This is a genomic window from Bradyrhizobium sp. IC4059 (assembly GCF_020193615.1).
Classification (GTDB): Bacteria; Pseudomonadota; Alphaproteobacteria; order Rhizobiales; family Xanthobacteraceae; genus Bradyrhizobium; species Bradyrhizobium yuanmingense.
This window is the reverse complement of sequence record NZ_JADYVH010000010.1, coordinates 217,306-242,314: the sequence shown is the minus strand read 5'-3', so window position 1 is coordinate 242,314 and position 25,009 is coordinate 217,306. Positions and strand designations below refer to the sequence as shown.

Annotated in this window: 23 protein-coding genes and 1 tRNA gene; 13 read left to right on the top strand and 11 right to left on the bottom strand. The window is 64.5% G+C overall.

The window, feature by feature from the left end; genetic code table 11:
- Positions 1–139 precede the first annotated feature (139 nt).
- From I6F12_RS28305 to I6F12_RS28285, 5 genes are all read right to left on the bottom strand, one after another.
- Positions 140–1,414 carry a PQQ-dependent sugar dehydrogenase gene (locus I6F12_RS28305; protein WP_036003007.1) on the bottom strand — a complete coding sequence of 425 codons (1,275 nt, stop codon included), beginning with the start codon at positions 1,412–1,414 and terminating at the stop codon, positions 140–142.
- Between the two features lie 381 nt (positions 1,415–1,795).
- On the bottom strand, positions 1,796–2,782 hold the full coding sequence (locus I6F12_RS28300) for an NAD(P)-dependent oxidoreductase (RefSeq protein WP_225157711.1): 987 nt from the start codon (positions 2,780–2,782) through the stop codon (positions 1,796–1,798).
- A complete protein-coding gene (locus I6F12_RS28295; protein ID WP_225157710.1) occupies positions 2,779–3,507 on the bottom strand; it encodes a Fic family protein in 729 nt (242 codons plus the stop codon). Before I6F12_RS28295 ends, I6F12_RS28300 begins: the two co-directional genes overlap by 4 nt.
- Positions 3,504–3,758 carry a hypothetical protein gene (locus I6F12_RS28290; RefSeq protein ID WP_036003012.1) on the bottom strand — a complete coding sequence of 85 codons (255 nt, stop codon included), beginning with the start codon at positions 3,756–3,758 and terminating at the stop codon, positions 3,504–3,506. The genes I6F12_RS28295 and I6F12_RS28290 overlap by 4 nt, the downstream gene beginning before the upstream one ends.
- A 271-nt stretch (positions 3,759–4,029) precedes the next feature.
- Positions 4,030–4,104: transfer RNA gene (locus I6F12_RS28285), tRNA-Gly, on the bottom strand.
- A 271-nt stretch (positions 4,105–4,375) separates the two neighbouring features.
- Between I6F12_RS28285 and trxA the strand changes: the two genes are divergently transcribed.
- Together trxA and I6F12_RS28275 are read left to right on the top strand one after the other, a co-directional pair.
- On the top strand, positions 4,376–5,299 hold the full coding sequence (gene trxA, locus I6F12_RS28280) for a thioredoxin (RefSeq protein WP_025033093.1): 924 nt from the start codon (positions 4,376–4,378) through the stop codon (positions 5,297–5,299).
- Between the two features lie 105 nt (positions 5,300–5,404).
- Positions 5,405–6,082 carry an LON peptidase substrate-binding domain-containing protein gene (locus I6F12_RS28275; protein ID WP_036003016.1) on the top strand — a complete coding sequence of 226 codons (678 nt, stop codon included), beginning with the start codon at positions 5,405–5,407 and terminating at the stop codon, positions 6,080–6,082.
- A 135-nt stretch (positions 6,083–6,217) separates the two neighbouring features.
- On the opposite strand, the gene I6F12_RS28270 is transcribed toward I6F12_RS28275, so the two are convergent.
- Complete coding sequence (locus I6F12_RS28270) at positions 6,218–8,719, bottom strand: EAL domain-containing protein (RefSeq protein ID WP_225157709.1); 2,502 nt, start codon at positions 8,717–8,719, stop codon at positions 6,218–6,220.
- Between the two features lie 352 nt (positions 8,720–9,071).
- The gene (locus tag I6F12_RS28265; protein WP_036003036.1) at positions 9,072–9,422 is read right to left on the bottom strand and encodes a hypothetical protein; all 351 of its coding nucleotides are present in this window, start codon (positions 9,420–9,422) and stop codon (positions 9,072–9,074) included.
- A 91-nt stretch (positions 9,423–9,513) separates the two neighbouring features.
- On the opposite strand from I6F12_RS28265, the gene I6F12_RS28260 reads away from it, so the two are divergent.
- Together I6F12_RS28260 and I6F12_RS28255 are read left to right on the top strand one after the other, a co-directional pair.
- Positions 9,514–10,044, top strand: coding sequence for a TetR/AcrR family transcriptional regulator (locus tag I6F12_RS28260; RefSeq protein ID WP_225127424.1), 531 nt, complete (start codon positions 9,514–9,516; stop codon positions 10,042–10,044).
- A 57-nt stretch (positions 10,045–10,101) separates the two neighbouring features.
- Complete coding sequence (locus I6F12_RS28255) at positions 10,102–10,299, top strand: Trm112 family protein (protein ID WP_036003042.1); 198 nt, start codon at positions 10,102–10,104, stop codon at positions 10,297–10,299.
- A gap of 61 nt (positions 10,300–10,360) precedes the next feature.
- Here I6F12_RS28255 and I6F12_RS28250 read toward each other — a convergent pair whose 3' ends face one another.
- Positions 10,361–11,581 (bottom strand): ubiquinone biosynthesis hydroxylase, encoded by a 1,221-nt coding sequence (locus I6F12_RS28250; protein ID WP_225157708.1) that lies wholly within the window; start codon positions 11,579–11,581, stop codon positions 10,361–10,363.
- A 205-nt stretch (positions 11,582–11,786) separates the two neighbouring features.
- On the opposite strand from I6F12_RS28250, the gene tesB reads away from it, so the two are divergent.
- Entirely contained in the window at positions 11,787–12,650 is an 864-nt protein-coding gene (gene tesB, locus I6F12_RS28245) for an acyl-CoA thioesterase II (protein ID WP_225157707.1), read from the top strand.
- 30 nt (positions 12,651–12,680) lie between these two features.
- Here tesB and I6F12_RS28240 read toward each other — a convergent pair whose 3' ends face one another.
- Entirely contained in the window at positions 12,681–13,559 is an 879-nt protein-coding gene (locus I6F12_RS28240) for a DUF4339 domain-containing protein (protein WP_109141977.1), read from the bottom strand.
- Between the two features lie 260 nt (positions 13,560–13,819).
- Here I6F12_RS28240 and I6F12_RS28235 point away from each other — a divergent pair, with 260 nt between their 5' ends.
- The 8 genes from I6F12_RS28235 to I6F12_RS28200 all read left to right on the top strand — a co-directional run bounded on the left by I6F12_RS28235 (position 13,820) and on the right by I6F12_RS28200 (position 23,647).
- Positions 13,820–14,158, top strand: a complete 339-nt coding sequence (locus I6F12_RS28235) for a P-II family nitrogen regulator (protein WP_008142802.1) — start codon at positions 13,820–13,822, stop codon at positions 14,156–14,158.
- Positions 14,159–14,294: 136 nt separating this feature from the next.
- A complete protein-coding gene (locus tag I6F12_RS28230; RefSeq protein WP_225157706.1) occupies positions 14,295–15,596 on the top strand; it encodes an ammonium transporter in 1,302 nt (433 codons plus the stop codon).
- A gap of 309 nt (positions 15,597–15,905) precedes the next feature.
- Positions 15,906–16,244, top strand: coding sequence for a P-II family nitrogen regulator (locus tag I6F12_RS28225; protein ID WP_008142813.1), 339 nt, complete (start codon positions 15,906–15,908; stop codon positions 16,242–16,244).
- Between the two features lie 37 nt (positions 16,245–16,281).
- Positions 16,282–17,730: an ammonium transporter gene (locus I6F12_RS28220; RefSeq protein ID WP_036003055.1), complete on the top strand. Its 1,449-nt coding sequence runs from the start codon at positions 16,282–16,284 to the stop codon at positions 17,728–17,730.
- A gap of 325 nt (positions 17,731–18,055) precedes the next feature.
- Positions 18,056–19,270: an aminotransferase class I/II-fold pyridoxal phosphate-dependent enzyme gene (locus I6F12_RS28215; RefSeq protein WP_109141975.1), complete on the top strand. Its 1,215-nt coding sequence runs from the start codon at positions 18,056–18,058 to the stop codon at positions 19,268–19,270.
- A gap of 9 nt (positions 19,271–19,279) precedes the next feature.
- Complete coding sequence (locus tag I6F12_RS28210) at positions 19,280–21,760, top strand: DNA translocase FtsK (protein ID WP_225157705.1); 2,481 nt, start codon at positions 19,280–19,282, stop codon at positions 21,758–21,760.
- Positions 21,761–21,912: 152 nt separating this feature from the next.
- On the top strand, positions 21,913–22,671 hold the full coding sequence (locus I6F12_RS28205; protein ID WP_036003066.1) for an outer membrane lipoprotein carrier protein LolA: 759 nt from the start codon (positions 21,913–21,915) through the stop codon (positions 22,669–22,671).
- 160 nt (positions 22,672–22,831) lie between these two features.
- Positions 22,832–23,647 carry an exodeoxyribonuclease III gene (locus I6F12_RS28200; protein ID WP_225157704.1) on the top strand — a complete coding sequence of 272 codons (816 nt, stop codon included), beginning with the start codon at positions 22,832–22,834 and terminating at the stop codon, positions 23,645–23,647.
- A 148-nt stretch (positions 23,648–23,795) separates the two neighbouring features.
- Here I6F12_RS28200 and I6F12_RS28195 read toward each other — a convergent pair whose 3' ends face one another.
- A complete protein-coding gene (locus I6F12_RS28195; RefSeq protein WP_025033074.1) occupies positions 23,796–24,239 on the bottom strand; it encodes a cyclic nucleotide-binding domain-containing protein in 444 nt (147 codons plus the stop codon).
- A gap of 58 nt (positions 24,240–24,297) precedes the next feature.
- Positions 24,298–24,984 (bottom strand): response regulator, encoded by a 687-nt coding sequence (locus tag I6F12_RS28190; protein ID WP_008142830.1) that lies wholly within the window; start codon positions 24,982–24,984, stop codon positions 24,298–24,300.
- Positions 24,985–25,009: the final 25 nt, after the last annotated feature.

Below are 25,009 nucleotides of genomic sequence, written 5' to 3'. Positions count from 1 at the left end.
AGCCCGGAATCCATAACCACGAGCCGGGGTTATGGGTTCCGGACTTGCGCTGCGGCGCAATCCAGAACGACAGCATGAGGCACTGAAACGGAAGAAGCTGCGGCCGTCACCCGGTCGCAGCTTTCTCCGTCAGGTCGCGCTACTTCTTGCTGTAGCTGATGCGATAGATCGCGCCGGCCCAATCGTCGGCCACAAGGATTGATCCGTCCTTGGCGATGATGATGTCGTTGGGACGGCCGAGATAGCCCTGGTCACCCTCGAGCCAGCCGGAGGCGAAGACCTCCCGCTTCGGGTTCTTGCCGTCAGGCCCGACGATCACCCGCACGATGCGCGCGCCCTGGTACTTGTGGCGATTCCAGGAGCCGTGCTCCGCGATCAGGATGTTGTTCTTGTAGTCGGCGGGGAACTGGTCGCCGGTGTAGAACTTCATGCCGAGCGGTGCGACATGGGCACCGAGGTTCAGTACGGGCGGCGTGAACTCGGAGCATTTGTGGCCCATCGCGAACTTGTCGTCAGGCAGATTGCCCTGATGGCAATAGGGATAGCCGAAATGCTCGCCGATCCGGTTGATCATGTTCAGCTTGTCCGAGGGCAGATCATCGCTGATCCAGTCGCGGGCATTCTCCGTGAACCAGAGCTTGCCGGTGCGCGGATCGACGTCGCCGCCGACCGAGTTGCGGACGCCGAGCGCCCAGATTTCGGCGTTGCCGGTCTTGGGATCGACGCGCCGGATCTGCGACACGCTGGTCGGCGGAATGCCGATGTTGAAGGGCGGGCCGAACGGCAGGAAGAACCAGCCTTCCTTGTCGACCGCGATGTACTTCCAGCCATGCGCGGCATAGGACGGCATGTCGTCATAAACGACCTTGCCCTGGCCGAGATTGTCGAGATTGGCTTCGGCGTTGTCGTAGCGGATCAGCTTGTCGACGGCGATGACATAGAGCGCGCCGTCCTTGAAGGCGAGACCGGTGGGCATGTTCAGGCCCTTGAGGACGGTCTTGACCTCTTTCTTTCCGTTGTTGTCCTTGATGGCATAGACGTTGCCGAGACCGAACGAGCCGACGAACAACGTGCCCTTGTCGCCCCAGGCCATCTGCCGCGCGGCCAGCACGCCCGAGGCGTAGACCTCGATCTTGAAGCCCGGCGGCAGCTTGATCTTCTTGACGATGTTGGCGAGCTCAGCGTCGGAGGCGCCGGTCGGCGGGCCCGACGGCGGCGCGAGGCCCTTCTGCGCCTCGGTCTCGTCACCGAGGAACCAGTCATCCGGCGGATGGGTCCAGAACTCCTTGGTGCTGGAATCGTATTTCTTCAGCGGCTTGTTCTTGTCCTGCTGCTGCGCGTTGCCGGCGCCGGTCCCCGCGAGAAGGGCCACGGCTGCAAGCGCCAACACGGATCGATGGAACATCGATGTCATCGCATCACTCCCCTAAGGCAGCCGTCAGGGCTGCGCATTATTTTCTTTTGCTAGTCGAGAGGCGAAGTCTTGAGCCCGTCGGGACGACAGGCGCAAAAAGGTTAGCACATCTGCCCATCGTGAGAAGCGCGCCGGATGCAGCGCGGCTGCGCGCAGCAAAAATTGAGACGGAATGTCAATGAACGGATGAACGCTGCGCCGACCGCGCCTCGCGCTGCAACGCGGAATCAACAGCGCGCGCGCAACGTCGTCAGGCGGTCCGCCGGGGTGGGCATACAAAAGTGCGAAAACAACCCCATGCACAGTAGAACTGCGCAAGTTGATCCGCGCGCGGTGACGCCGGACAATCATTTGAAGCGTCGAGTAAAATAATCGCGGCGCTCACGGGGCGACGGGGTAGGGTCCGTCGTCGAACAGCGTGTCGTGGTAGCCTTTCGATCCGACCTCACGCGCCAGCGTGCTGCGGACGTCGCGGCCATCGCGCAGGCTGCGCAGCACATGCGCGAAGTCGAATTCGGGTCGCCAGCCGAGCTCCCGCCGCGCGCGCTCGTTGACATAGACCCGGTCAATCGCGGGGAAGAGCCGCCAGCCGCGCGCCGCATAGAGCTGCGCGCACTCCGGATAGAGCTCGCGCACCACGCCGGCGGCATCGCGCGCCAGCGCTCCGAGATGACGTTGCTCGAACGGGCTCGTCGCCGAGACGATGTAGCGGGCGAAGCCGATGCCGGGCGCACGCTCGACGGCGAGCAGATGCGCGCTTACCGCGTCCGCGATATCCAGCCGGCGGTAGAGCAGCTCGTTGGCCTGCGCGTTCTCCAGCGTGTAGGCCGACCGCATCGCCGGATCGTCGTCGTCCTCCGGAAAGAAGCGCGAGGTCCGCAAGGTAACGATCGGTAGCGCGCGCTCGCGAAAGAACAGCTCGCAGAGGTTCTCGGCCATCAGCTTGGTCGTGCCGTAGATGTTCTTCGGCACCGATGGCAGCTCCTCGGTGACCCACACCGCCGCCTGTCCCGCCTCGGGCCGCAGCTGCGAGCCGAATGCGCTGGTGGTGCTGGTGAAGACAAAGCTCTTCACGCCGGCCGCGACTGCCGCCTCGAGCAGGTTCAGCGTTCCTGACACGTTGGTGTCGACAAAATCCTGCTTGGAATGGGTCGCCACATGCGGCTTGTGCAGCGTCGCGGTGTGGATCACGGCAGTGACGCCGTCCATCTGGCGCCGCACGAAGGCGGGATCGACGATGGAGCCGACGGCATCGGTGAAGGGGGAGGGCTTGAGATCGACGCCGCGGGCGGGCGACCCGCGCCCACGGAGCGTCCGCAGGACCGCCTCCCCGAGATGGCCAGCGCTACCGGTGACCAGGATTGTCATTGCAAGTCTCGCCCGCCGTTGCGCTTGGCTTTTTGCTCTTCGTATTGCGCCTGGAGCATTGGATTGCTCGTCTCGCCTGCGACTGTGTCTGCGTTGCCGCCGTCCAGGCCCGGCGCGGCCTTGATCCCGTCGGCGATGTTGCTCTCCAAGCCCTTGCGGATGAATGGCTTAAGGTAAGCATCAAGTTTGCCCTTGCCCGGCTCTTCGAGCTCCTGCGTCAGGGCTGCGAGATACTGAACTTTGTCCGTGGCGGCCCAATCGATGCTGATGCCTGCACGCCGCGCAAGTTCCGCATGGATCAGCATGATAGTGCGGCCATTGCCGTCCAGGAATGGATGGCCATAGGCGAGATAGCCCATCACTTCGCCGGGCTTTTCCGCCATGAACGCGTTGTCTTGTCCCTTCTCCAACGCGTAGTCGATAGCTTTGCGGATGTCATTGGGATGGGCGAAGATCACAGAGCCCTTCTTTACGAAGATGTGGGACGCGTTCGTATGACGGTCCTCTCCAGCCCAGGGGAACACTCCTTCGAAGAGCGTTTTGTGTGTTTGGAGGACATCGGCGTAGCTTAGGGAAGGCTGCGCCTTGAGATGATCCAAGGCTGCATCGATGCCGGTCAGAAAGGAATTGTGCAGGAGGCGCTGAACGATTCCGGGATCTTTGGCCTTCGCGACGTTGCGCAAATAACCGCGCGTCGCAAAATCTCCAAACGGATCAAACGTCACAGACGGCTTTCGCGAAGATAGCGCGCTTGAAGACGCACCGCTTGGACACGATCCAAAATCCCGGCGCGCTGGAGTGCGACGATGGTATTCTCGATAGGATCGAAATTCACGTCATCGCCGGAGAGCCGCGTCACGTGATGGGCAAAGACATCGTTCGATGTCGCGATCACTGCCACGTTGTTAGCGGCCGCCAACCGCTGGATTACACCAGCGGTATACTGGGCCTTGGTGGCGGAGCGCTGAGCAGACATGGAAACTCCTCTCCCCAAATATAGTGAACCAAGGCCTGAGAATCCATTGAGTTGCTGCCTTCCCGGCGTCTTCACTTGCCCGTAAATACCGAAAGACCTTCAAAATTGCTCCGGCCTCGGTTTGAGGCCGCTCTCGCAAGCGCGGACAGCAAATCGCCGTACGAGGCGGCTCATGCCCAACAACAGCTCGCGCTTGCCCTTTGGAGTCTTTGAGGCTCATACAATGCTCTCCGAGGTTGGAGAGCGCTTCCTAGGCCAGCCTAGGAAAAACTGGAGCGGGCGAAGGGGCTCGAACCCTCGACCCCGACCTTGGCAAGGTCGTGCTCTACCACTGAGCTACACCCGCATCCTGTGTCGGTCGCGTGACGCGCCGGCAACGGCTGTCGTATGCCAAAAGCGGGAGGGGAATGCAACAGCTACAGGCGGCCTCAATTCGCAATTCGGACCCTGTATGGAGCCCAAAGCCGGCCAAATCGACCGGAAACGTCCCGGAACCGGCGAATCGGAGGGCCTGGATTGAAATTCGGCCCATTCGGCCCAATTTAGGAGCCGACCACAAGCATATGACGCGGCGGCGTGCTAAAGAGCCGCCATTCCAGACATGACGAGGGAATCCCGTGACGATCATCGACCAGGGTAACGGAGCGGCGGGCCCGGCTGCGGCCGACCTGATCAAGGACACCACCACCCAGACCTTCGTGAAGGATGTCATCGAGGAATCGAAGCGCCAGCCCGTGCTGATCGATTTCTGGGCGGAATGGTGCGGCCCCTGCAAGCAGCTCACCCCCGTCCTGGAGAAGGCGGTGAAGGCGGCCAAGGGCAAGGTCAAGCTGGTCAAGATGAACATCGACCATCATCCGGCGATCCCGGGCCAGATGGGCATCCAGTCGATCCCGGCCGTGATCGCCTTCGTCAACGGCCAGCCGGCCGACGGCTTCATGGGCGCGGTGCCGGAGAGCCAGGTCAACGCCTTCATCGAGCGGCTGACCAAGGGCGTCACCGCGCCGGGCGAGGTCAACGTCGCCGAGATCGTGCAGGAGGCCGACGCGGTGCTCGCCGAGGGCGACGCGGCGGCGGCGGCGCAGATCTATGCCGAGGCGCTGCAGCATGATTCCACCAACATCGCGGCGCTTGCGGGCCTTGCGAAGTGCTACGCCGTTTCCGGCGCGATGGAGCAGGCCAAGCAGACGCTGGCCATGGTGCCGGAATCCAAGCGCAACGACCCGGCCGTGAAGGCCGTGCAGACCGCAATCGATCTCGCCGAGCAGGCGAAATCGCTTGGACCGGTCGCCGAGCTGGAACAGAAAGTCGCCGCAAATCCGCTCGATCATCAGGCCCGGTTCGACCTCGCCACCGCGCTCAACGCCCAAGGCAACCGCGCGGCGGCGACCGAGCAGCTGCTCGAGATCATCAAGCGCGACCGCAAATGGAACGACGACGGCGCCCGCAAGCAGCTGGTGCAGTTCTTCGAGGCCTGGGGCGGCACGGATGATGCAACCGTCGAAGGCCGCAAACGTTTGTCGACGATCCTGTTTTCGTAACGGCCTTTTTTGAGCATGATCTGTTCGGAAAACCGCTCCACACTTTGCGCTAACGCGGTCCTTCGGATCCGGATCATGCGCTAGCAACGCCAGGGGACCGGGCAGATGCCGATCAACATCGAATATCGCGGGCCCGCCGACCTCCCGGAGATCATTCCGGTCTTCCCGCTGCCGGGCGCGCTGCTGCTGCCGCGCGGCCAGATGCCGCTCAACATCTTCGAGCCGCGCTACCTTTCGATGGTCGACGATTCCTTCCGCGACGGCCATCGCCTGATCGGCATGATCCAGCCCGACATCGCGCATTCGCGGAAGGATTCCGACAAGCCGGCGCTGTTCCGCGTCGGCTGCGTCGGCCGCATCACCCAGCTCGCCGAGTCCGGCGACGGCCGCTACATCCTCGAGCTCACCGGCGTTTCGCGCTTCAAGGTGGTCGAGGAGCTCGAGGTGCTCACCCCCTATCGGCAGTGCAAGGTGGACTTCTTCGCCTACGTCGACGATTTCACCGCGCGCCGCGGCGAGGAGGAGGTCGACCGCGAGGCGCTGCTGGCGGTGCTGGCGGACTTCCTGAAGGCCAACAACCTCAAGGTCGACTGGGAGGGCGTCGAGAGCGCGCCCAATGAAGCCCTCGTCAATGCGCTCGCGATGATGTCGCCCTACGGCCCCGCGGAAAAGCAGGCCATGCTGGAGGCGCCCGACCTGAAGACCCGCGCCGAGATCCTGATCGCCGTCACCGAGATGGACCTCGCCAAGAAGCGCACTAGCGGCGACCCGCCGCTGCAGTGATCGTCAAGCGACCCAAAGCGCGATGCGATTAGGATAAATCCTCATCGCGCTTTGGGTTTTTTGGTTTGAGCATGATCTTTTCGGAAACCGCTACACACTTTGCGCTGACGCGGCCCTTCGGGTCCGGATCATGCTCTATGCGGCAAACTCGCCGGCCTCGGCCTTTCGATCCGCAAGCCGTGCGATCGTCGAGGCCCGTATCGGCGGGCTGAGGTGGAAGCCCTGGGCCTCGACGCAGCCCTCCTGGCGCAGGATGTCCAGCTGCTCGGCGGTTTCGACGCCTTCGGCGGTGGACGTCTTGCCGAGACTCGTGGCGAACTGGACCACGGCCCGCGCGATCCGATGGGGCTCCTCCATCGGACTGGACAGCTCGCTGACGAAGCTGCGATCGATCTTGATCTTGTCGAAGGGAAACTTCTGCAGAAAGCTGAGCGACGAATAGCCGGTGCCGAAATCGTCGAGGGCAATCCGCACCCCGAGCTCGCGCAGCTGGCTGAGTGCTGCGAATACGGTCCCGCTGTCATGCATGATGACGGTTTCGGTGACCTCGAGCTCGAGCCGGTCTGAAGCAATCCCCGACGCCGCCAGTGCGCTCACGATCGTCGACACGAGCTCCTTGCTCCTGAATTGCGCTGGAGACAGGTTGATCGCGATCTTCAGGTCGGAACGCCATTTTGCCGCTTCGGCACAGGCGGTTCTCAACACCCATTCCCCCAGCGGCAGGATCAAGCCAGTTTCCTCCGCGACGGGAATGAATTCGCCGGGCGAGACCAGACCCCGCTCGGGGTGATGCCAACGCAGCAACGCCTCGAAGCCACAGGTCTCGCCGCTCTTCAAATTGACGAACGGCTGGTAGTGGAGCTCGAATTCGCTCCTCGCAAGCGCCTTCCGCAGATCCCGCTCCAGGTTGCGGCGCGCATGCAGGAGCCGGTCCAGCTCCGGCTCGAAGAAGCGGAATGCACCACGTCCGCCGCTCTTGGCCGAGTAGAGGGCAAGATCTGCGCTCCTGAGGATCGTGTCGGAATCGGCGCCGTCTCGGGGCGCAAGGGCGATCCCGATGCTGGTGCCGACAATGACCTGATGATCGCCGAGATCGAACGGCTCGCTGAGCGCGCCATGGATCGCCTCGGCGAGAGAGGCCGCGTCCGCAGCCGGATTGGTCACGTAGTCGACGATTGCGAATTCGTCGCCGCCCAGTCGGGCGACGAACGTCGTCTCCCTGATGCAATCCAGCAAGCGCGCCGCGACTGAGCGCAGCAGCAGGTCGCCCGCCGGATGTCCGAGCGTGTCGTTGACCTCCTTGAAGCGGTCGAGGTCGAGCAGGAGAACCGCCAGATGGAGATTTCCGCCACGCGTATCGGCGAGTGCAGGCTCCAGACGCGCCTTGAGCAGCACGCGGTTCGGCAACTCGGTGAGCGCATCGTGTTCCGCCATGTAGGTGATCTTCGCTTCGGACCGGCGTTGCTCGGTGACATCCAGATGCGTAGCCACCCAGCCGCCGCCGGCCATCGGCTGCCGCGTCACGCAGATCAGCCGCCCATCGGCGAACGTATCGATGCGGCTCGAGACGGCATGGATCGGCAGTGCTTCGAGCCTGGCGATCTGCCGTTCGGCGGCGAAATCGCTGGCCTCGCCTTCGAGTATGCCGCTGGTGACGCGATGACGGATGATGTCGCGGTGCGGAGTTCCCGCACGCAGCAATTCCGGCGGCAGCCGGTGCAAACGGGCGTAACGCTCGTTGCAGATGACGAGCCGCTTCCCGGCGTCGAACATGCAAAGGCCCTCGACCATATGGTTGATGGCCGTGTCCAGCCTCAGCTTCTGTTCCTTGAGCTCGTTCTGCGACCCTTCGAGCTGCTGCCGGGCTATGGAGAGCTGGCTGATGATCTCCTCGAACCTGGCGGTTCTGGTCGCCAGACGACGATCGGCCAGCACTCCGATCAGGCTCATGCCCAGCACGGACAATGCGACGCCGGCGATGGCGAGCGCGAGGAAGGCCGGAGACAGCGAAAGCGTATCGGTCGCGAGCGCCGGATCCGGTGTGATCTGCACGGCGCCCATGGCCGTGAAGTGATGCGACACGATGGCGAGCGTCAGCAGGGTGGCGGCTGCCAGCGTGCCGCTATAACCCTGACGGGTGAGCGCTGCCGCCAGCGCAGCGTAGCCAAAACACATGCCCAGAACGATGGAGAGGAGCACGAGGTCTACGGACCAGGAGACTCGGCCCGGCACTTCGAGCGCCCACATTCCGAGATAGTGCATGCTGGCAATGCCGCCACCGATGATGACGCCGCCAGCCGCCGCGCGCCAGCGGCCGGACGTGACGACCGCGACGCCGAAGCCGACCGAGGTCAGCAGCATTGCCGCCGCGAGAGAGGACGCCGTCAACACGATGCCGTAGCCCGTCGTGACCCCGGGCTCGTAGGCGAGCATCGCGACGAAATGCGTAGCCCAAATGCCGTATCCGATGGCCGCGCCGGCAATGGCGATCCAGATCCACCGGGTTCTCCCGCGCGTTGCGATCGCGCGGTGGAAGATGCTGACCGCGACGATGCTGGCAACGAAGCAGACCAGAGCAGCGAGCACGACGAGCCGCCAATCGTGTTCGGCCGTAAGGCAGGAGAAAACGCGGAACATTCAGTTTCGCCCCATCGTCGATATTGTTGATGTTTGTCGATGCTGGACCGGCTAATCGCCCTTCGCGTTAATTTTGTGCCGCGCCTGATCGCATGCTTAGCGGCTTGCCAACACCGTCCGTAAAATTTGATCTGTGGGGCTAACACGGTCCGCGCGCCGGTCGCGCCGGAAGCCCGCTGCGCGCGTTTGCGGATGACTGGAGATGGACGCGGATGCGCTTGCGTCCGGTGATCATCGCGCTGCAGGAGTCCCATCAGCGCCACGCCAGCAACGTGGAGCACGAAAGGGACGAGACGGCATCCGAAGAATGCCTGGTCGATCGGTAACGGATCTGGTCCGCTTTAGATGAGTTCTAGTACCCGGCAACCGACATCACGACGACCGCACTGAGCGCCATCCAGCCGAAATGCCGGCCCCGCGTCGCCCAGGCGTTGGCGAGGGCGGAGCAGCCGAACACGCAGGCCATGGTCGCGACGATCCAGTGACGAGCCGGCTCCGATTGCATCCACGGCGCCGCGATCAGCAGCACGCCACCGCCGATCCAGGCCACGGTCGAGGCCTGCCACACCAGCCGGATCAAGGTGCGGAGGCGCTCCGGCTCGATGCGCGCGCGGGCGAAGACCTTGGCTTCGCCGAGGTAGCCGTGAACGAGCGCAACGGCGATGGTCACGACGCCCGCACACTGGAGCAGCAGATCCCGCATCGACGCCTCCATACACTCATGTATGTTTCGATAGCGTCTGGCCAAGCGCTTGTCAATACACTAGTGTATGGTGCGCTTTTCGGGAAACGACATGAACCAACAGCTCTCCGCTGACGATTGGACTGGCCAGGGCCTCAAGGCCCTGGCCAAGAGCGGCTTCACGGCCTTGAAGGCCGAGCCGCTCGCCAAGGCCATGGGCGTATCGCGCGGCAGCTTCTATTGGCATTTCGCCGATCTCGCCGCGTTTCACGCCGCGGTGCTGAAGCGCTGGCGCGAGATCGCGGCCGAGCGGATCATCGCCGACGTCGAAGCCGCCGGCGACGAGCCGGTCAAGATGCTGCTGCGGAGATCCTTCGGCGCGCGGCTCGACCTCGAACGCGCGGTGCGCAATTGGGCGGCGTTCGATGCTAGCGCGCAAGGGGCGGTGCGTGCCATCGATCGCCGCAGGCTCGATTATATCGAGGAGCTGCTGCAAAAGCGGGGGCTCGCCCCGGCACCGGCGCAGGCCCGCGCGCAGATCCTGTACTGGACATTTCTCGGTTTCGCCCTGTCAGGCCCGTCAATCCCGGCCGCGCGGCTGCGGACCATGCTCGACGAGCTCCTGGCGATGGTCTCCGCCTAAAGCGCGATGGCGGGCGCGAATTTCTATGCTAAAGGCAAGCAAGTGCCGGAGACTTCCATGAACGCGCCCACCGAACGTCCCGAAGCCAGCGTCGATCCAAAATTGCTGGAGATCCTGGTCTGCCCGCTGACCAAGGGTCCGCTGGAATTCGATGCTGAGCGGCAGGAGCTGATCTCGCGCAGCGCCAAGCTCGCTTATCCCATTCGCGACGGCATCCCGATCATGCTGCCGGAAGAGGCGCGCAAGATCGATTGATAATAGGGAGTGGCGAATGGCGAATGGACCTACTCGCTATTCGCCACTCACCATTCGCCCCTTACAACGCCTCGCCCTTCAACAGCCGCGGCACCTCGCCGGTGAGGCCTGCGGCCTGGCGGATGAAGAGGTTCTTCAGCGGCGGGGCGCGGTCGACGAGGCCGAGGCCGACGTCGCGCACCGTGCGCAACAGCGTCGACTGGTTGGAGAACAGGAAGTTCAGCGAGTTGGTGGCGACGCCCATCGCCATGGTGTCGAACCGGCGCCAGCGCTGGTAGCGTTCGAGCACGTCCGCCCCGCCGATATCCAGGCCGAGCCGCGCGGCATCGACCACCACTTCCGCCAGCGCAGCGACGTCCTTCAGGCCCATGTTGAGGCCCTGGCCCGCGATGGGGTGGATGACATGGGCAGCGTCGCCGACCAGCGCGAGGCGCTCGGCGATGAAGGACCGCGCGACGAAATAAGACAGCGGAAACGCCCGCGGCTTGTCGAGCACCTTGACCTCGCCGAGATGCAGGCCGAAGCGCTGCTCGAGCTCGGCGTGGAATTCCTCGTCGCTGAGGGCGATGATGCGCGCGGCCTCAGTGCGGCGCTCGGTCCACACCAGCGAGGAGCGTTTGCCGGTGAGCGGCAGGATCGCGAACGGGCCGGCCGGCAGGAAGTGTTCCTCGGCGCGGCCCTCGTGATCGCGCTCGTGGCCGACGGTGACGACGATGCCGGACTGATCGTACTCCCAGCCATGAGTGACGATGCCGGCGCGCTCGCGCAGCTTCGACCGCGCGCCATCGGCGGCGACCAAGAGGCCCGCCGCGATCACGCTGCCGTCGCCGAGCGTCACCTCGATGCCGTCGGTGCGCGCATCGTAGGACGCGACCGGGGTGGCGCGAAGATCGATGCCGGCGGCCTCGGCGCGCACCACCAGCGCGTCGATCAGGCGGCGGTTCTCGATCATATGCGCGAAGGGCTCGCCCGGCGCGACGTCGCCGGCGAAGTTCAGGAACACCGGGCGGGTGGCGTCCTCGAGCTTGGAATCGGTGACGACCATGTCGAGGATCGGCTGGGCCTCGCCCCGGACGTCGTCCCAGGCGCCGATCGTCTCGAACAGGCGGCGGCAGGCGGCGACGATCGCGGTGGCGCGGGGGTCGCGGCTCGGCCGCGTGCCGAGCGCGGGATCGGCGACCATGATTGGGATCTCGGGCCCGAGCCCCTGGCGTAGCGCCAAGGCCAGCGCAAGGCCGGCAAACGCGCCGCCACCGATGACAATGCTACCCTGTACCGACATACCAAAGCTTCCCGGACAATTCTCGGTCTTGCTAGCAGACTTGAGCTGGGCGAAACAGTGCGGTGAAACGAGGACCGCTAGCCCTTCGTTCCGTCATTCCGGGGCGCGCAACGCGCGTACCCGGAATCCGGAGGTTTATCAGCTCGAGATTTTCGGATTCGCACCGCGTGCGCCCCGGAATGAGGCATCACTGGAAAGCACCATCATGTCCAAAGGACTGATCGATCTCATCGGGATCCTCGACCTCGAGCAGCTCGAGGTGAACCTGTTCCGCGGCAACAGCCCGAAGACGAGCTGGCAGCGGGTGTTCGGCGGCCAGGTGATCGGGCAGGCGATGGTCGCGGCCTGCCGCACCGTGGAGGGCCGGCTGCCGCATTCGCTGCATTGCTATTTCATCCTGCCGGGCGATCCGCAGATCCCGATCATCTATCAGGTCGAGCGCCTGCGCGACGGCAAAAGCTACTCGACGCGCCGCGTCACCGCGATCCAGCACGGCAACGCGATCTTCTCGATCATGGTGTCGTTCCACGCCGAGGAGGAGACTGCGTTCGACCACCAGGACGAGATGCCGGACGTGCCGCCGCCGGAAAAGCTCACGGCGGAGGAGGTGGCGAAGCAGCCGATGTTCAAGGAGATGCCGGACTTCATCCGCCGGTATTACGAATCCGATCGGCCGATCGAGCTGCGCCCGGTCGAGCTCGGCCGTTATTTCGGCCAGAAGATCGACGACGGCCGCATCCACGTCTGGATCAAGACCGCCGCCAAGCTGCCCGACGATCCGGCGCTGCACATGTGCGCGCTCGCTTACGCCTCGGACTTCTCGCTGCTCGATGCGATCATGGCGCGCTATGGCCGCACGCTGTTCGACAAGCGCATGATGCCGGCGAGTCTCGACCACGCGATGTGGTTCCATCGCCCGTTCCGCGCCGACGAATGGCTGCTCTACGCGCAGGATTCGCCGAGCGCGCAATCGGGACGGGGGCTGACCCGCGGCTCGATCTTCAAGCCGGACGGCACGCTGGTCGCCTCCGTCGCGCAGGAAGGCTCGGTGCGCGAACGGAAGGCCTGATCGCTTCAAGCAGCGCCTGAAGCGTTCAGATCATGCCCCGAGCGAGCCGCGCGGCGCGAGCTCGGTCTGCGAGGCGAACCAGTTCATGATCCAGCGGTACACCCACGGGATCGGGATGATGAAGCACATCAGGATGGCGGCCACGATGCCGCGCCAGAGGATATCGAGGCCGCTGCCCTTGAAGACGATCTCGCGCCGGGTGCCCTCGACGTTGCGGCAGAACCAGCGCATCTGAGCCGCGGCCACCCAGGCCCAGCCGATGATGGTGATGATGGAAATCGCGAACAGCAGATTCCAGCCGATATAGGCCCAGACCGAACCGGTGAAGCTGAGGCCCAGCGGCTGCCCGTTGGAGGCGAGGTTCGCGACCATCCATTTGATCAGCAGCCAGTAGAGCACGATCTGCACGATGAACAGCAGGTTGCTCAGAATCTCGCTGCCGACGAAGCCAAGCGCGATGGCGAGAACGATGAAGCCGAAATACCACGGCACCAACGTCATCGCATTGCCGGTGAAGCTGAGGTTCGGCCGCCCGGGGACGTTCACGCAGGAGACGATCCATCTGGTGTACCAGACGAAGGCCCAAGGCGCCGGGATGACGAAGATCATTCCGATCAGCAGGACGATGCTGCGCCAGGTGAATTCGAGGATGCTGAAATCGACCGAGAGCGATCCACCGCTTGCATAGCCGGCAGCGCCGCCATAGCCACCTCCGCCCGTCGGGACCATCGGCGGCGCACCGCCGCCGATCAGGCCGGGAATTTCGGCGGCCTTCTGCCAGCCGGCCATGCCCTCGGTCCAGACCAGGGTGTCCGGACGCACGACGCCCTGCGCAACGAGGTCGCGGAATTGCCCTTCCGGAAAGGGCCCCTGCTGCTTGCCCTCGGATGCGTAAAACCAACTCGCCATGGAACGTCCCCCTCGAACTTAGGTATGTACCGGCCGGGACGCTTCGGTTCACGCCTGGGTTCACCGCATCCATGCCAAAAATGCATTGTGAATGATGAACAGCTGCCCTGTACAGAGGCGGCCGTTCACATGATCGCCCTTGGCCAAACGTTTTTCCGCTTCAATCGGCAACTTTTTTGTGCCATTTGCCCGGAAAGATGCCAGATTGACGCAGCGCCGGGGACATACGGCGCGGCGCATCCCGGGGAATAGGCCTGACCATGAAACTCGTCGTCGCGATCATCAAACCCTTCAAGCTCGATGAGGTCCGCCAGGCCCTAACGGCGATCGGCGTGCACGGCATGACCGTGACCGAGGTGAAAGGCTATGGCCGGCAGAAGGGCCACACCGAGATCTATCGCGGCGCCGAATATGTCGTGAACTTCCTGCCGAAGCTGCGCATCGAGATCGCGGTCGCTTCCGACGTCGCCGACAAGGCGGTCGCCGTGATCACCGCGACGGCGCGCACCGGCCAGATCGGCGACGGCAAGATCTTCGTCACGCCGATCGACCACGCGCTGCGCATCCGCACCGGCGAGACCGACAGCGACGCGCTCTGACTTTTTGTTTTGACGCGTTTTCTTGTCACGCGAACCGGTATCCACTTCGCTCGAAAACGCTTTGACACGACTGCTTCGATCGCACCGGGCACATACGCCATGATGTGCGACGCCAATTGACGCCGGGGGGAACGATATGGCGGGATTGTCGCGCCGCGCAGCTGCCAAGGCTGCGCCAATCGGATTTGTGTCCGTCCTAGCTGCGCCGGCGCACGCGGCGGCAAACGAGATCAGCACCGCCGACACCGCCTGGATGATCGTCGCGACAGCGCTGGTGCTGATGATGACGATCCCGGGGCTTGCGCTGTTCTATTCCGGCATGGTGCGCAAGAAGAACGTGCTCGCCACCATGGCGCAGAGCCTGGCCGCGGTAACGCTGATCTCCATTCTCTGGGTGGCGTTCGGCTATTCGCTGTGCTTCGTCGGCGACGGCCCCTGGATCGGCACGCTCGATCGCTGGTTTCTCGCCGGCATGACCATGGACAGCGTCAACCCGGCGGCGAAGACGATCCCGGAATCGCTGTTCATGCTGTACCAGATGACGTTTGCCATCATCACGGTGGCGCTGGTCGCCGGCTCGGTCGCCGACCGCATGCGGTTCTCCGCCTATCTCCTGTTCTCGGTCGCCTGGTTCATCTTCGTCTACATTCCGCTGGCGCATTGGGTGTGGGGCGGCGGCTTCCTCGCCAGCATGGGCGTGCTCGATTTCGCCGGCGGTCTCGTCGTGCATCTGTCGGCCGGCACCGGCGGCCTCGTTGCAGCCAAGGTGATGGGACGCCGTCACGGCTACGGCACCGAGAATCTCTCGCCGTTCGATCTGTCGCTCGCAGTGATGGGCACCGGCCTGTTGTGGGTCGGCTGGTTCGGCTTCAACGGCGGCTCGGCGCTCGGAGCGAACTCACGCGCGGTGATGGCGATCATCGCGACCCACCTGGCCGCCTGCGCGGGCGCACTGACCTGGGGCGCGATCGAATGGGCGACGCGGCGCAAGCCCTCGGTGCTCGGCATGATCTCCGGCGCGGTCGCAGGTCTCGGCACCATCACGCCGGCCTCGGGCTTCGTCGCGCCATGGCACGGCATCGTCATCGGCATCATTGCCGGTGCGCTCTGCTACTGGGCCTGTACCTGGCTGAAGCACCGCTTCGACTACGACGATTCGCTCGACGTCTTCGGCGTCCACGGCATCGGCGGCCTGACCGGCACCCTGCTCGGCGGCGTGTTCGCCACCAGCGCCATCGGCGGCACCGCCGGCCTGCTGGAGGGCAATCCGCAGCAGCTCCTGATCCAGTTCTATGGGGTCGCCGTGACCTTCGTCTGGTCGGCGGGCGTCAGCTTCATCCTGCTCAAGCTGGTCGGCCTGTTCGTGCCCTTGCGCGTATCCCGTGAGCACGAGCTGGAGGGTCTGGATATTTCGCAGCACGGTGAAGCCCTGCAATAGGCGCCGACGCTACGTAAATACCGCCTCGCTGCCCGACACGTGAGCAACATTGTGTCGGGAGCCTGTCTTGCCCTTATTTTCAGCAGGCGTGACCACGTTTTGAGCGCGACGTAATAGCGCACTGCATTGCAACACCCGCCAAAGGCGAAAACCCCCGTCTTCATAGTCCGTTAGGCAATCCGCCTGATCTGGCACGGCATTTGATTCTAGGGGTCCGGCTGTGCCCGCGTAGTGAAACTTCTCCCTCGTGGCGAACCAGTCGAGAACGCCCGGCCACGTCCGGACCGGGCCCAAGCGGGGATAGGACCCATGAAAATTGTTATGGCGATCATCAAGCCATTCAAGCTTGAAGAAGTCCGTGACGCCCTGACCGCCATCGGCGTTCACGGTCTCACGGTGACGGAAGTCAAGGGGTATGGCCGCCAGAAGGGCCATACGGAAATCTATCGCGGCGCCGAATATGCCGTGAGCTTCCTGCCCAAGATCAAGATCGAGGTCGCTGTCGCCTCCGACCAGGTCGACAAGACCATCGATGCCATCACGTCCGCGGCGAAAACCGGACAGATCGGCGACGGCAAGATCTTCGTCATCAACCTCGACCACGCGGTGCGTATCCGCACCGGCGAGGCCGATGCCGCGGCCCTCTGATTTCGCGCTCAACCTTATCCAAGCAGGAGTAAACAATATGACGTTCAAGCGTCCCTATGGCGCGGGACTGGCGGCTCTCGCAGTCGGCCTGTTCGCTGCGACCGCAGCCTACGCCGAGCCAACGGTCAACAAGGGAGACAACGCCTGGATGCTGACATCGACAGTGCTGGTGCTGTTGATGACGATCCCCGGCCTCGCGCTGTTCTACGGCGGTCTGGTTCGTTCCAAGAACATGCTCTCGGTCCTGATGCAGGTGTTCTACACCGTCTGCGTCGTCTGCGTGATCTGGGCCGTATACGGCTATAGCCTCACCTTCACCGGCGGCTCCGACTTCATTGGCGGCTTCTCCAAGGCCTTCATGATGGGCGTCACCACCGACACGAAGGCCGCGACCTTCTCGGTCGACGCCAACATCTCGGAGCTGATTTACGTCTGCTTCCAGATGACCTTCGCGGCGATCACGCCCGCTCTCATCGTCGGCGCCTTCGCCGAGCGCATGAAGTTCGCGGCGATCGCGCTGTTCGTTCCGCTCTGGGTGACGCTGGTCTATTTCCCGATCGCGCACATGGTCTGGTACTGGCAGGGTCCGGACCTGATCCAGGATGCGGCCAAAGCGTTGGCTGCCGCTACTGACGCGGCGGCGAAGACCGCGGCCCAGGCCAAGCTCGACGAGCTCAACGCCGATGCCGGCTGGATCTTCAAGATGGGCGCGATCGACTTCGCGGGCGGCACCGTGGTGCACATCAACGCCGGTATCGCGGGCCTCGTCGGCGCTCTCCTGATCGGCAAGCGCGTCGGCTACGGCAAGGAGCTGATGGCCCCGCACTCGCTGACCATGTCGATGATCGGCGCCTCGCTGCTCTGGGTCGGCTGGTTCGGCTTCAATGCCGGTTCCAACCTCGAGGCCAGCGGCGGCGCTGCGCTCGCCATGACCAACTCCTTCGTCGCCACCGCAGCCGCCGCGCTGTCGTGGATGTTCGCGGAGTGGATCATCAAGGGTCATCCCTCCGTGCTCGGCGTGATCTCAGGCGCCGTCGCGGGCCTCGTGGCCGTCACGCCCGCCGCCGGCTTCTCCGGCGTCATGGGAGCGATCGTCCTCGGCCTCGTGGTCGGCGTGGTCTGCCTGTTCTTCTGCACCGTGGTGAAGAACGCGCTCGGCTACGACGACTCGCTCGACGTGTTCGGCGTGCACTGCATCGGCGGCATCGTCGGCGCCATCGGCACCGGCATTCTGGTCAACCCCGCGCTCGGCGGCGCCGGCATCATCGACTATTCGGCGATCCCGCCGAAGGTCGCCGATTACGACTTCGCCACGCAGATGCTCGCCCAGATCAAGGCCGTCTGCACCACGCTGGTGTGGTCGGGCGTCGGCTCGGCGATCCTCTTCAAGGTTGTCGATGTGATCGTCGGCCTCCGCGCCAATGTCGAGAGCGAGCGTGAAGGCCTCGACATCACCGAGCACACCGAGCGCGCCTACAACATGTGACCCTCTCCTCCCGGGCGCGGTCTCTTCGGGGACCGCGTCCACAACTACGGTTCGGGCACATACCCGGCAATGCCCTGACCGTTGAGGGGCTCCAGCGCAAGCTGGAGCCCCTTTCTTTTGATGGCTCCGCCTGCAGGCACCTCCAGGGGAGGGTGGACCGTCCATGTACGCCGCTGTCTCCGGCCCCATTATTCCCGCTCTGGACGCGGGCGGCGGCCGATGGTTAATCGCGTCTTAACCTCGCCCTATCTATGGTGAACTGAACCGCTTCCCGCCGGCGCCTATGGTAGCGACCGGCCGTTCCAAGAGTACTGGCGCCCAACGAATGGCTCTGACCGCTTCATCCCGTGCGCCGCAGGGCGGTAATGGCTCCGATTCCGAACGCTCGCCCTTCGTCCGGCTGAACGAGCTGCTGGCCCCGCATCAGCCGGGCAAGCCCTTGATTTCGCTTGCGGTCGGCGAGCCCCAGCATCCCGTGCCCGACTTCGTCGGCCCGGTGCTGGCCAAGCACATCGCCGATTTCGGCCGTTATCCCGCGAACAAGGGCACCGATCCGTTCCGCAACGCCGCCGGGGCCTGGCTGTCGACGCGCTTCAAGCTGCCGCGGCCGCTCGACCCCGAGAGCGAGATTCTCGTCCTCAATGGCAGCCGCGAGGGGCTGTTCCTCGCCGCGATCGCGGCCGCGCGCTATGTCGGCCCGCGTCCGGGCAAGCCCGCGATCCTGATGCCAAACCCGTTCTATCCGGTCTACGGCGCGGGCGCGCTTGCGGCCGCTTGCGAGCCGGTCCATCTGCCGACCACGGTCGAGAACGGCTTCCTGCCCGACCTCGACGCCATCGACGAAGCGACCCTGGCGCGCACGGTGGCGTTCTACTTGGCTTCGCCCGCCAATCCGCAGGGCTCGGTGGCGAGGCCCGGCTACTTCAAGCGCTTGAAGCAGCTCGCCGACCGCTACGGCTTCGTGATCCTCAGCGACGAATGTTATTCCGAGATCTACACCCGCGAGGCACCCGGCAGCGCGCTGGAATGCGCCGGCCCCGACTTCACGCGCGTGGTCGCGTTCCAGTCACTGTCGAAGCGCTCCAACCTGCCGGGCCTGCGCGTCGGCTTTGCCGCCGGCGACAAGAGGTTCATCGGCATGTTCCTCGAGCTGCGCAACATCGCCGCGCCCCAGGTGCCGGTGCCGCTGCAGCATGTCGCGACGGTCGCCTATGGCGACGAGGCGCATGTCGAGGAGAATCGGCGGCTGTACCGGATCAAGTTCGACCTCGCCGACCAGATCATCGGCAATCGTTACGGCTATCGCCGCCCCGATGCCGGCTTCTGCGTCTGGCTCAACACCTCCGAGATCGGCGACGACGTGTCGGTGACGCTCAAGCTGTTCAAGGAAGCCGGCGTGCGCGTGGTGCCCGGCAGCTTCCTGGCGCGACAGCAGCCTGACGGATTCAATCCCGGCGCAGGCTATATCCGCCTGGCGCTGGTGCAGGACGGCGAGACCACGGCGCAGGCGCTGCACCGGCTGGTCGAGACTCTGGGTTAGGCGGGGCCCGTGAGCATGTCGGCAATCGAACGCGTCATTCCTCTGGTCTGCCATCTGCCGCCCTCGATCCGCGAGGGGCTGGCGCGGCGCATGCGCGAGCTCGCCGGCCTCGGCCTGATCGCGCTGGCGGGCATCGCCGCGGCGGCGATGATGACGTGGTCGGTGCAGGACCCCAGTCTCAGCCACGCGACCTCGCGGCCGATCCGCAACATCCTCGGCTATGCCGGCGCGATCGGCGCCGATCTCGCCATGCAGATCCTGGGGCTCGGCGCGATCATGCTGGTCCTGACCGTTGCGGTCTGGGGCTGGCGCATGATGACGCATCGGCCGTTCGACCGCGAGGCGCTGCGGCTCGGCTCCTGGATTCTCTGCACGGTGATCGCGGCAGGCTTCGTCAGTTGCTTTCAGCATGGCGGGGCCTGGCCGCTGCCGACCGGCCTCGGCGGCGTGGTCGGCGATGCGCTGGTGCGCGCGCCCGCGGTGATCTTCGGGCCGGCCGGTACGATCTATCGCATCGTGCTGGGCACGATCCTGTTAGCCGCGATGACAGCGACCTTCCTGATCGCCTGCGGCCTCGGCGCGCGCGAGCAAGACGACGAGATCGCTGAGGTCGCCGATGACGACAAGCCGCTCGACGAAGACGAGGAGAGCGATCGGGGTTCGGTCTCGCTGGGCTGGCTGTTCCATGCATTGATGAGCACCAAGGCGCGGCTGATCTGGCTGTGTGGTGCCGCCTACCGCTCGCTGGTCTCGAGCGGACCGAAGACCAAGTCCGCCCAGTTCAGCCGGCAGGAGCCGAATCTCGGCGGCGGCCGCTCGGCGCCGTCGATCTCGCCGCAGTCTCAAGACGAGGACTACGAGGACGAGCACGAAGACGAATTGGAGGACGAGGAGGAGGAAGAGGAGGAGCCCGCCGCGCGCGCCCCGAAGAAGAAAGCCGCGCCGAAGCCCGCTTCCAAGAAATCCTCCGACAAGTTCGACCTCCCGTCCGTCTCCATGCTGGCCGCACCAAAGGCCGGCGATCGCCAGCCGCTCAGCAAGGCCGAGCTGGAGAACAATTCCCGTTCGCTCGAAGGCGTGCTGCAGGATTTCGGCGTGCGCGGCGAGATCGTGAAGGCTAATCCCGGTCCGGTCGTTACGCTGTACGAGCTCGAGCCGGCGCCCGGCATCAAGTCCTCGCGCGTGATCGGCCTCGCCGACGACATCGCCCGCTCGATGAGCGCGCTGTCGGCACGCGTCGCCGTCGTGCCCGGCCGCAACGCGATCGGCATCGAGCTGCCGAACGCGCATCGCGAGAAAGTCTATTTGCGCGAATTGCTGGTGGCGAAGGAGGCGACCGATACGGTGGCGAAGCTGCCGCTCTGCCTCGGCAAGACCATCGGCGGCGACCCCGTCATCATCGACCTCGCGCGCACCCCGCACATGCTGATCGCCGGTACCACCGGCTCGGGCAAGTCGGTCGCGATCAACACCATGATCCTCAGCCTGGTCTACCGGCTGCGGCCGGACCAGTGCCGCCTGATCATGGTCGATCCGAAGATGCTCGAGCTCTCCGTCTATGACGGCATTCCCCATCTGCTCACGCCTGTTGTGACCGACCCGAAGAAGGCGGTGGTCGCGCTGAAATGGGCCGTGCGCGAGATGGAAGAGCGCTACAAGAACATGGCCAAGCTCGGTGTGCGCAACATCGACGGTTACAACACGCGCCTGCTCGAATTGAAGGCCAAGGGCGAGGAGCCGACGCGCACGGTGCATACCGGCTTCGACAAGGAGACCGGCAAGGCGATCTACGAGGAAGAGAAGCTCTCGCTCGATCCGCTGCCCTACATCGTCATCATCGTCGACGAAATGGCCGACCTGATGATGGTCGCCGGCAAGGACATCGAAGGCGCGGTGCAGCGTCTGGCGCAGATGGCGCGCGCCGCCGGCCTGCACGTGATCCTGGCGACGCAGCGTCCGTCGGTCGACGTCATCACCGGCACCATCAAGGCGAACTTCCCGACCCGTATCGCCTTCCAGGTCACGTCCAAGATCGACAGCCGCACCATTCTCGGCGAGATGGGCGCCGAGCAGCTGCTCGGCCAGGGCGACATGCTCTACATGGCGGGCGGCGGCCGCATCAGCCGCGTGCACGGACCGTTCGCCTCCGACGAGGAAGTCGAGAAGGTGGTGCGTCACCTCAAGACCCAGGGACAGCCGGAATATCTCGAAGCCGTCACCGCCGAAGAGCCGACCGAGGACGAGGACGGTGCCGTGTTCGACGCCACCGGCATGGGCGGCGATGGCGGCGGCGATCTCTTCCAGCAGGCGGTTGCGATCGTCAAACGCGATCGCAAGGCCTCGACCAGCTACATCCAGCGCCGCCTGCAAATCGGCTACAACCGCGCCGCATCGCTGATGGAGCGCATGGAACTGGAGGGCATCGTCGGTCCCGCCAACCATGCCGGCAAGCGCGAGATTCTGGTCGAGGAAGAAGACAGCCATATGTGAGGCGAGGAGCCTCTGAGCAACATTTCACGCAAATTCGATATCTGCTTTTGCCCGAAATCACGGTAAAAGGGCGCCCAGCCACACAGGACGACGCGTTGATCAGACATCCGGACATTCGATTCGCTGCCACGATCGCCGCGCGAAGCGCGCGCATGGCCGGCGTGCTTCTCGTCACCGCCGCGATGGTGACCGCTGCGTCTTTCGCGCAGACCGTGCCGGTGCCGAAGCCCGCGCCGAAGGGGCGTGACGGCGGCGCGACCGCCGGTGGGCCGGCCGTCACCGGCGCGACGCAGGCGCCGCCCAATCCGGTGATCCCGGATCCGCGGCGCAACGTTCCGAGCAGCATCTTCCAGACCTTCGACGCCAACCAGAAAGCGCAGGCGGCCAAGGTCAGCGCCTATCTGTCGTCGCTGCAGACGTTGGTCGGGAATTTCGTCCAGGTCGGTCCCGACGGCAGCAAGACGCAGGGCGACTTCTACATCCAGAAACCCGGCAAGGTACGCTTCGAATATGATGCGCCGAGCCCGATCGACATCGTCGCCGACGGATCCTCGCTCGTGGTGCGCGACCGCAAGCTCGCGACCCAGGACGTCTACCCGCTGTCGCAGACGCCGCTGCGCTTTCTATTGTCCGACCGCATCGACCTGATGAGGGACACCAATGTCGTTGGCGTCTCGGCCGACGACGTCTTCGTCAGCGTCACCATCGAGGAGAAGCAGGCCCTGGTCGGCACCAGCCGCTTGCTGCTGATGTTCGGCGCCAAGGACGGCCAGCTCAAGCAGTGGACCGTCACCGATCCGCAGGGCTACGACACGACGATTGCGGTGTACAATCTGGACTCGAGCAAGAAGCTCGACCCCAACATGTTCAAGATCGATTTCACCAATTACAACACGCCGTCGCGGGGTTGAGCGCTCCGCTGCCGTAGGGTGGGCAAAGGCGCTCTTGCGCCGTGCCCACCACCTCTCCTCACGGCCATCACGGTGGGCACGCTTCGCTTTGCCCACCCTACGAGAGCTCGCTGTGGACAAGCATTTTCCCCACGCCAATCCATGCTAAGACGCATTTCCTATGCGTCTTTCCCTGACAACCTGGAACATCAATTCGGTGCGGCTACGCATCGACCTGGTCGCGAAATTTCTCAAGAGCGCGCGGCCAGAAGTGCTGTGCCTGCAGGAGACCAAGTGCATCGACGATGCTTTTCCGCTGAAGCGCTTCAAGCGGCTCGGCTACGAGCACGTCGCGCTGAACGGTCAGAAGGGCTATCACGGCGTCGCCATCATCTCGAAGATGCCGTTCGAATCGAAGGACATCCGCACCTTCTGCGACAAGGTGGATTCGCGCCACATCTCGGTGTCGTTCGGTGAAAAGGCGGGCATCGCAAAACCACTGGTGCTGCATAATTTCTACGTGCCCGCGGGCGGCGACATTCCCGATCCCGCACTGAACGAGAAATTCGATCACAAGCTCCGCTTCCTCGACGAGATGACAGCGTGCGAGCCGCTGCATCCGCGCGGTGAGGACCGCCACATCCTGGTCGGCGATCTCAACGTCGCCCCGCACGAGAACGACGTGTGGTCGCACAAGCAGCTGCTGAAAGTGGTCTCGCACACGCCTGTCGAAACGGAGAAGCTGAAGGCGGCGCTCGCGGCCGGCGAATGGGTCGACGTCGCGCGCGAGCGCATCCCGATGTCGGAGAAGGTCTATACGTGGTGGAGCTACCGCTCCGCCGACTGGACCATCGGCGATCGCGGCCGCAGGCTCGACCACATCTGGGTCTCGCGCGCGCTGAAGGATGCAGTCAGCGATTTCAGGATTCTGCGCGATGCGCGCAGCTGGGAGCGGCCATCGGACCACGTGCCTGTGACGGTGACGCTGGAGGTGTGAGCCGCCCTCGTCATTCCGGGGCGCGCCACTTGGCGCGAGCCCGGAAGCCATTCATCAACTGACTCTGCCGCTCAATGGATTCTCAGGTGCGCAATTGCGCACCATAGTTCGCGACTTCGTCGCGCCCCGGAATGACGAGTGGAGAGAGCTACGACGTCAGCTTCGCACCCGCCATCAAAATATCGCTGGCGATCTGGCTGGAGCGCACCGCGAACTCGTCGCGCAGGCGCACCGCCGCAGCGGGATCGCTTTCGAGCACGCGCTGGAACAGGCTGCGGGCGACGCGGATGACGGAGGAATGCTCCAGCGCGACCGCGCTCGACGGCCGCTTCATCGGCACCACCAGCGCGAGCTCGCCGATCAACGCGCCGGGACCGGCGATCATTTCGGCGCCGGCGCCGTCTTCAACCCGGAAGGCGCCGCGCTGGACCACGAAGCCGGCGTCGGCGTCGTCGCCGAGATTGAACAGCACGTCGCCGCGGACGAAATCACGCTGCTCCGAGCCGATCGCCAGCATGCGCAACGAGGCGTCTCCCAACAGGCGCAGTGTCGGGACACGCTCGAGAAGCGCTACATCATCGTCGATTGACATTCAGGTCCGAGGCTCGAAGGCGTGCGATCTAAAACGATTCGCACGCCATCGAAGCGTATCACGGCACCAGCTTGTAGCCACCGGCTTCCGTCACCAGGATCTCCGGGTTGGCGGCGTCCTTTTCGATCTTCTGGCGGAGGCGGTAGATGTGGGTTTCCAACGTGTGCGTGGTGACGCCGGAATTATAGCCCCAAACCTCCTGGAGCAGGGTCTCGCGCGACACCGGCATCTGGCCGGCCCGGTAGAGGAAGCGGAGAATTGCGGTTTCCTTCTCGGTGAGGCGGACCTTGCGGGCATTGGCCGCGGTGAGCATCTTCGAGCCGGGACGGAAGGAGTAGGGTCCGACCGAGAACACCGCGTCCTCGCTGGCTTCATGCTGACGGAGCTGGGCGCGGATGCGCGCCAGCAGCACCGCGAAACGGAAGGGCTTTGCCACATAGTCGTTGGCGCCGGATTCCAGGCCCAGGATCGTGTCGGAATCGGTGTCGTGCCCGGTCAGCATGATGATCGGGGCCTTGAAGCCGCCCTTCCGCAGCGAGCGGACAACCTCGCGGCCGTCGGTGTCGGGCAGGCCGACATCCATCAGAACCAGATCGGGGGAATTGGCCTTCGCGGCGCTGGCGCCCTTGGCGCCGGTATCGACCGCAGAGGCTTCGAATTCTTCGTGTAGCGATAATTGCTCCACCAACGTGTCGCGCAGATCGGTATCGTCATCCACGATCAGGATCTTGCGGGCATTGGCCATGGGGGGTCATCCTTTTGGGGTCCGG

Excerpts from the sequence above, each read along its gene's own strand:
- I6F12_RS28230 (WP_225157706.1), top strand. The coding sequence starts at position 14,295 with ATGGCGGGATTGTCGCGCCGCGCAGCTGCCAAGGCTGCGCCAATCGGA.
- I6F12_RS28300 (WP_225157711.1), bottom strand. The coding sequence starts at position 2,782 with ATGACAATCCTGGTCACCGGTAGCGCTGGCCATCTCGGGGAGGCGGTC.
- I6F12_RS28195 (WP_025033074.1), bottom strand. The coding sequence starts at position 24,239 with ATGTCAATCGACGATGATGTAGCGCTTCTCGAGCGTGTCCCGACACTG.
- I6F12_RS28275 (WP_036003016.1), top strand. The coding sequence starts at position 5,405 with ATGCCGATCAACATCGAATATCGCGGGCCCGCCGACCTCCCGGAGATC.
- I6F12_RS28305 (WP_036003007.1), bottom strand. The coding sequence starts at position 1,414 with ATGACATCGATGTTCCATCGATCCGTGTTGGCGCTTGCAGCCGTGGCC.
- I6F12_RS28220 (WP_036003055.1), top strand. The coding sequence starts at position 16,282 with ATGACGTTCAAGCGTCCCTATGGCGCGGGACTGGCGGCTCTCGCAGTC.
- I6F12_RS28190 (WP_008142830.1), bottom strand. The coding sequence starts at position 24,984 with ATGGCCAATGCCCGCAAGATCCTGATCGTGGATGACGATACCGATCTG.
- I6F12_RS28215 (WP_109141975.1), top strand. The coding sequence starts at position 18,056 with ATGGCTCTGACCGCTTCATCCCGTGCGCCGCAGGGCGGTAATGGCTCC.
- I6F12_RS28225 (WP_008142813.1), top strand. The coding sequence starts at position 15,906 with ATGAAAATTGTTATGGCGATCATCAAGCCATTCAAGCTTGAAGAAGTC.
- tesB (WP_225157707.1), top strand. The coding sequence starts at position 11,787 with ATGTCCAAAGGACTGATCGATCTCATCGGGATCCTCGACCTCGAGCAG.
- I6F12_RS28265 (WP_036003036.1), bottom strand. The coding sequence starts at position 9,422 with ATGCGGGATCTGCTGCTCCAGTGTGCGGGCGTCGTGACCATCGCCGTT.
- I6F12_RS28205 (WP_036003066.1), top strand. The coding sequence starts at position 21,913 with ATGGCCGGCGTGCTTCTCGTCACCGCCGCGATGGTGACCGCTGCGTCT.
- I6F12_RS28200 (WP_225157704.1), top strand. The coding sequence starts at position 22,832 with ATGCGTCTTTCCCTGACAACCTGGAACATCAATTCGGTGCGGCTACGC.
- I6F12_RS28250 (WP_225157708.1), bottom strand. The coding sequence starts at position 11,581 with ATGTCGGTACAGGGTAGCATTGTCATCGGTGGCGGCGCGTTTGCCGGC.
- I6F12_RS28270 (WP_225157709.1), bottom strand. The coding sequence starts at position 8,719 with ATGTTCCGCGTTTTCTCCTGCCTTACGGCCGAACACGATTGGCGGCTC.
- I6F12_RS28235 (WP_008142802.1), top strand. The coding sequence starts at position 13,820 with ATGAAACTCGTCGTCGCGATCATCAAACCCTTCAAGCTCGATGAGGTC.
- I6F12_RS28260 (WP_225127424.1), top strand. The coding sequence starts at position 9,514 with ATGAACCAACAGCTCTCCGCTGACGATTGGACTGGCCAGGGCCTCAAG.
- I6F12_RS28290 (WP_036003012.1), bottom strand. The coding sequence starts at position 3,758 with ATGTCTGCTCAGCGCTCCGCCACCAAGGCCCAGTATACCGCTGGTGTA.
- I6F12_RS28240 (WP_109141977.1), bottom strand. The coding sequence starts at position 13,559 with ATGGCGAGTTGGTTTTACGCATCCGAGGGCAAGCAGCAGGGGCCCTTT.
- I6F12_RS28255 (WP_036003042.1), top strand. The coding sequence starts at position 10,102 with ATGAACGCGCCCACCGAACGTCCCGAAGCCAGCGTCGATCCAAAATTG.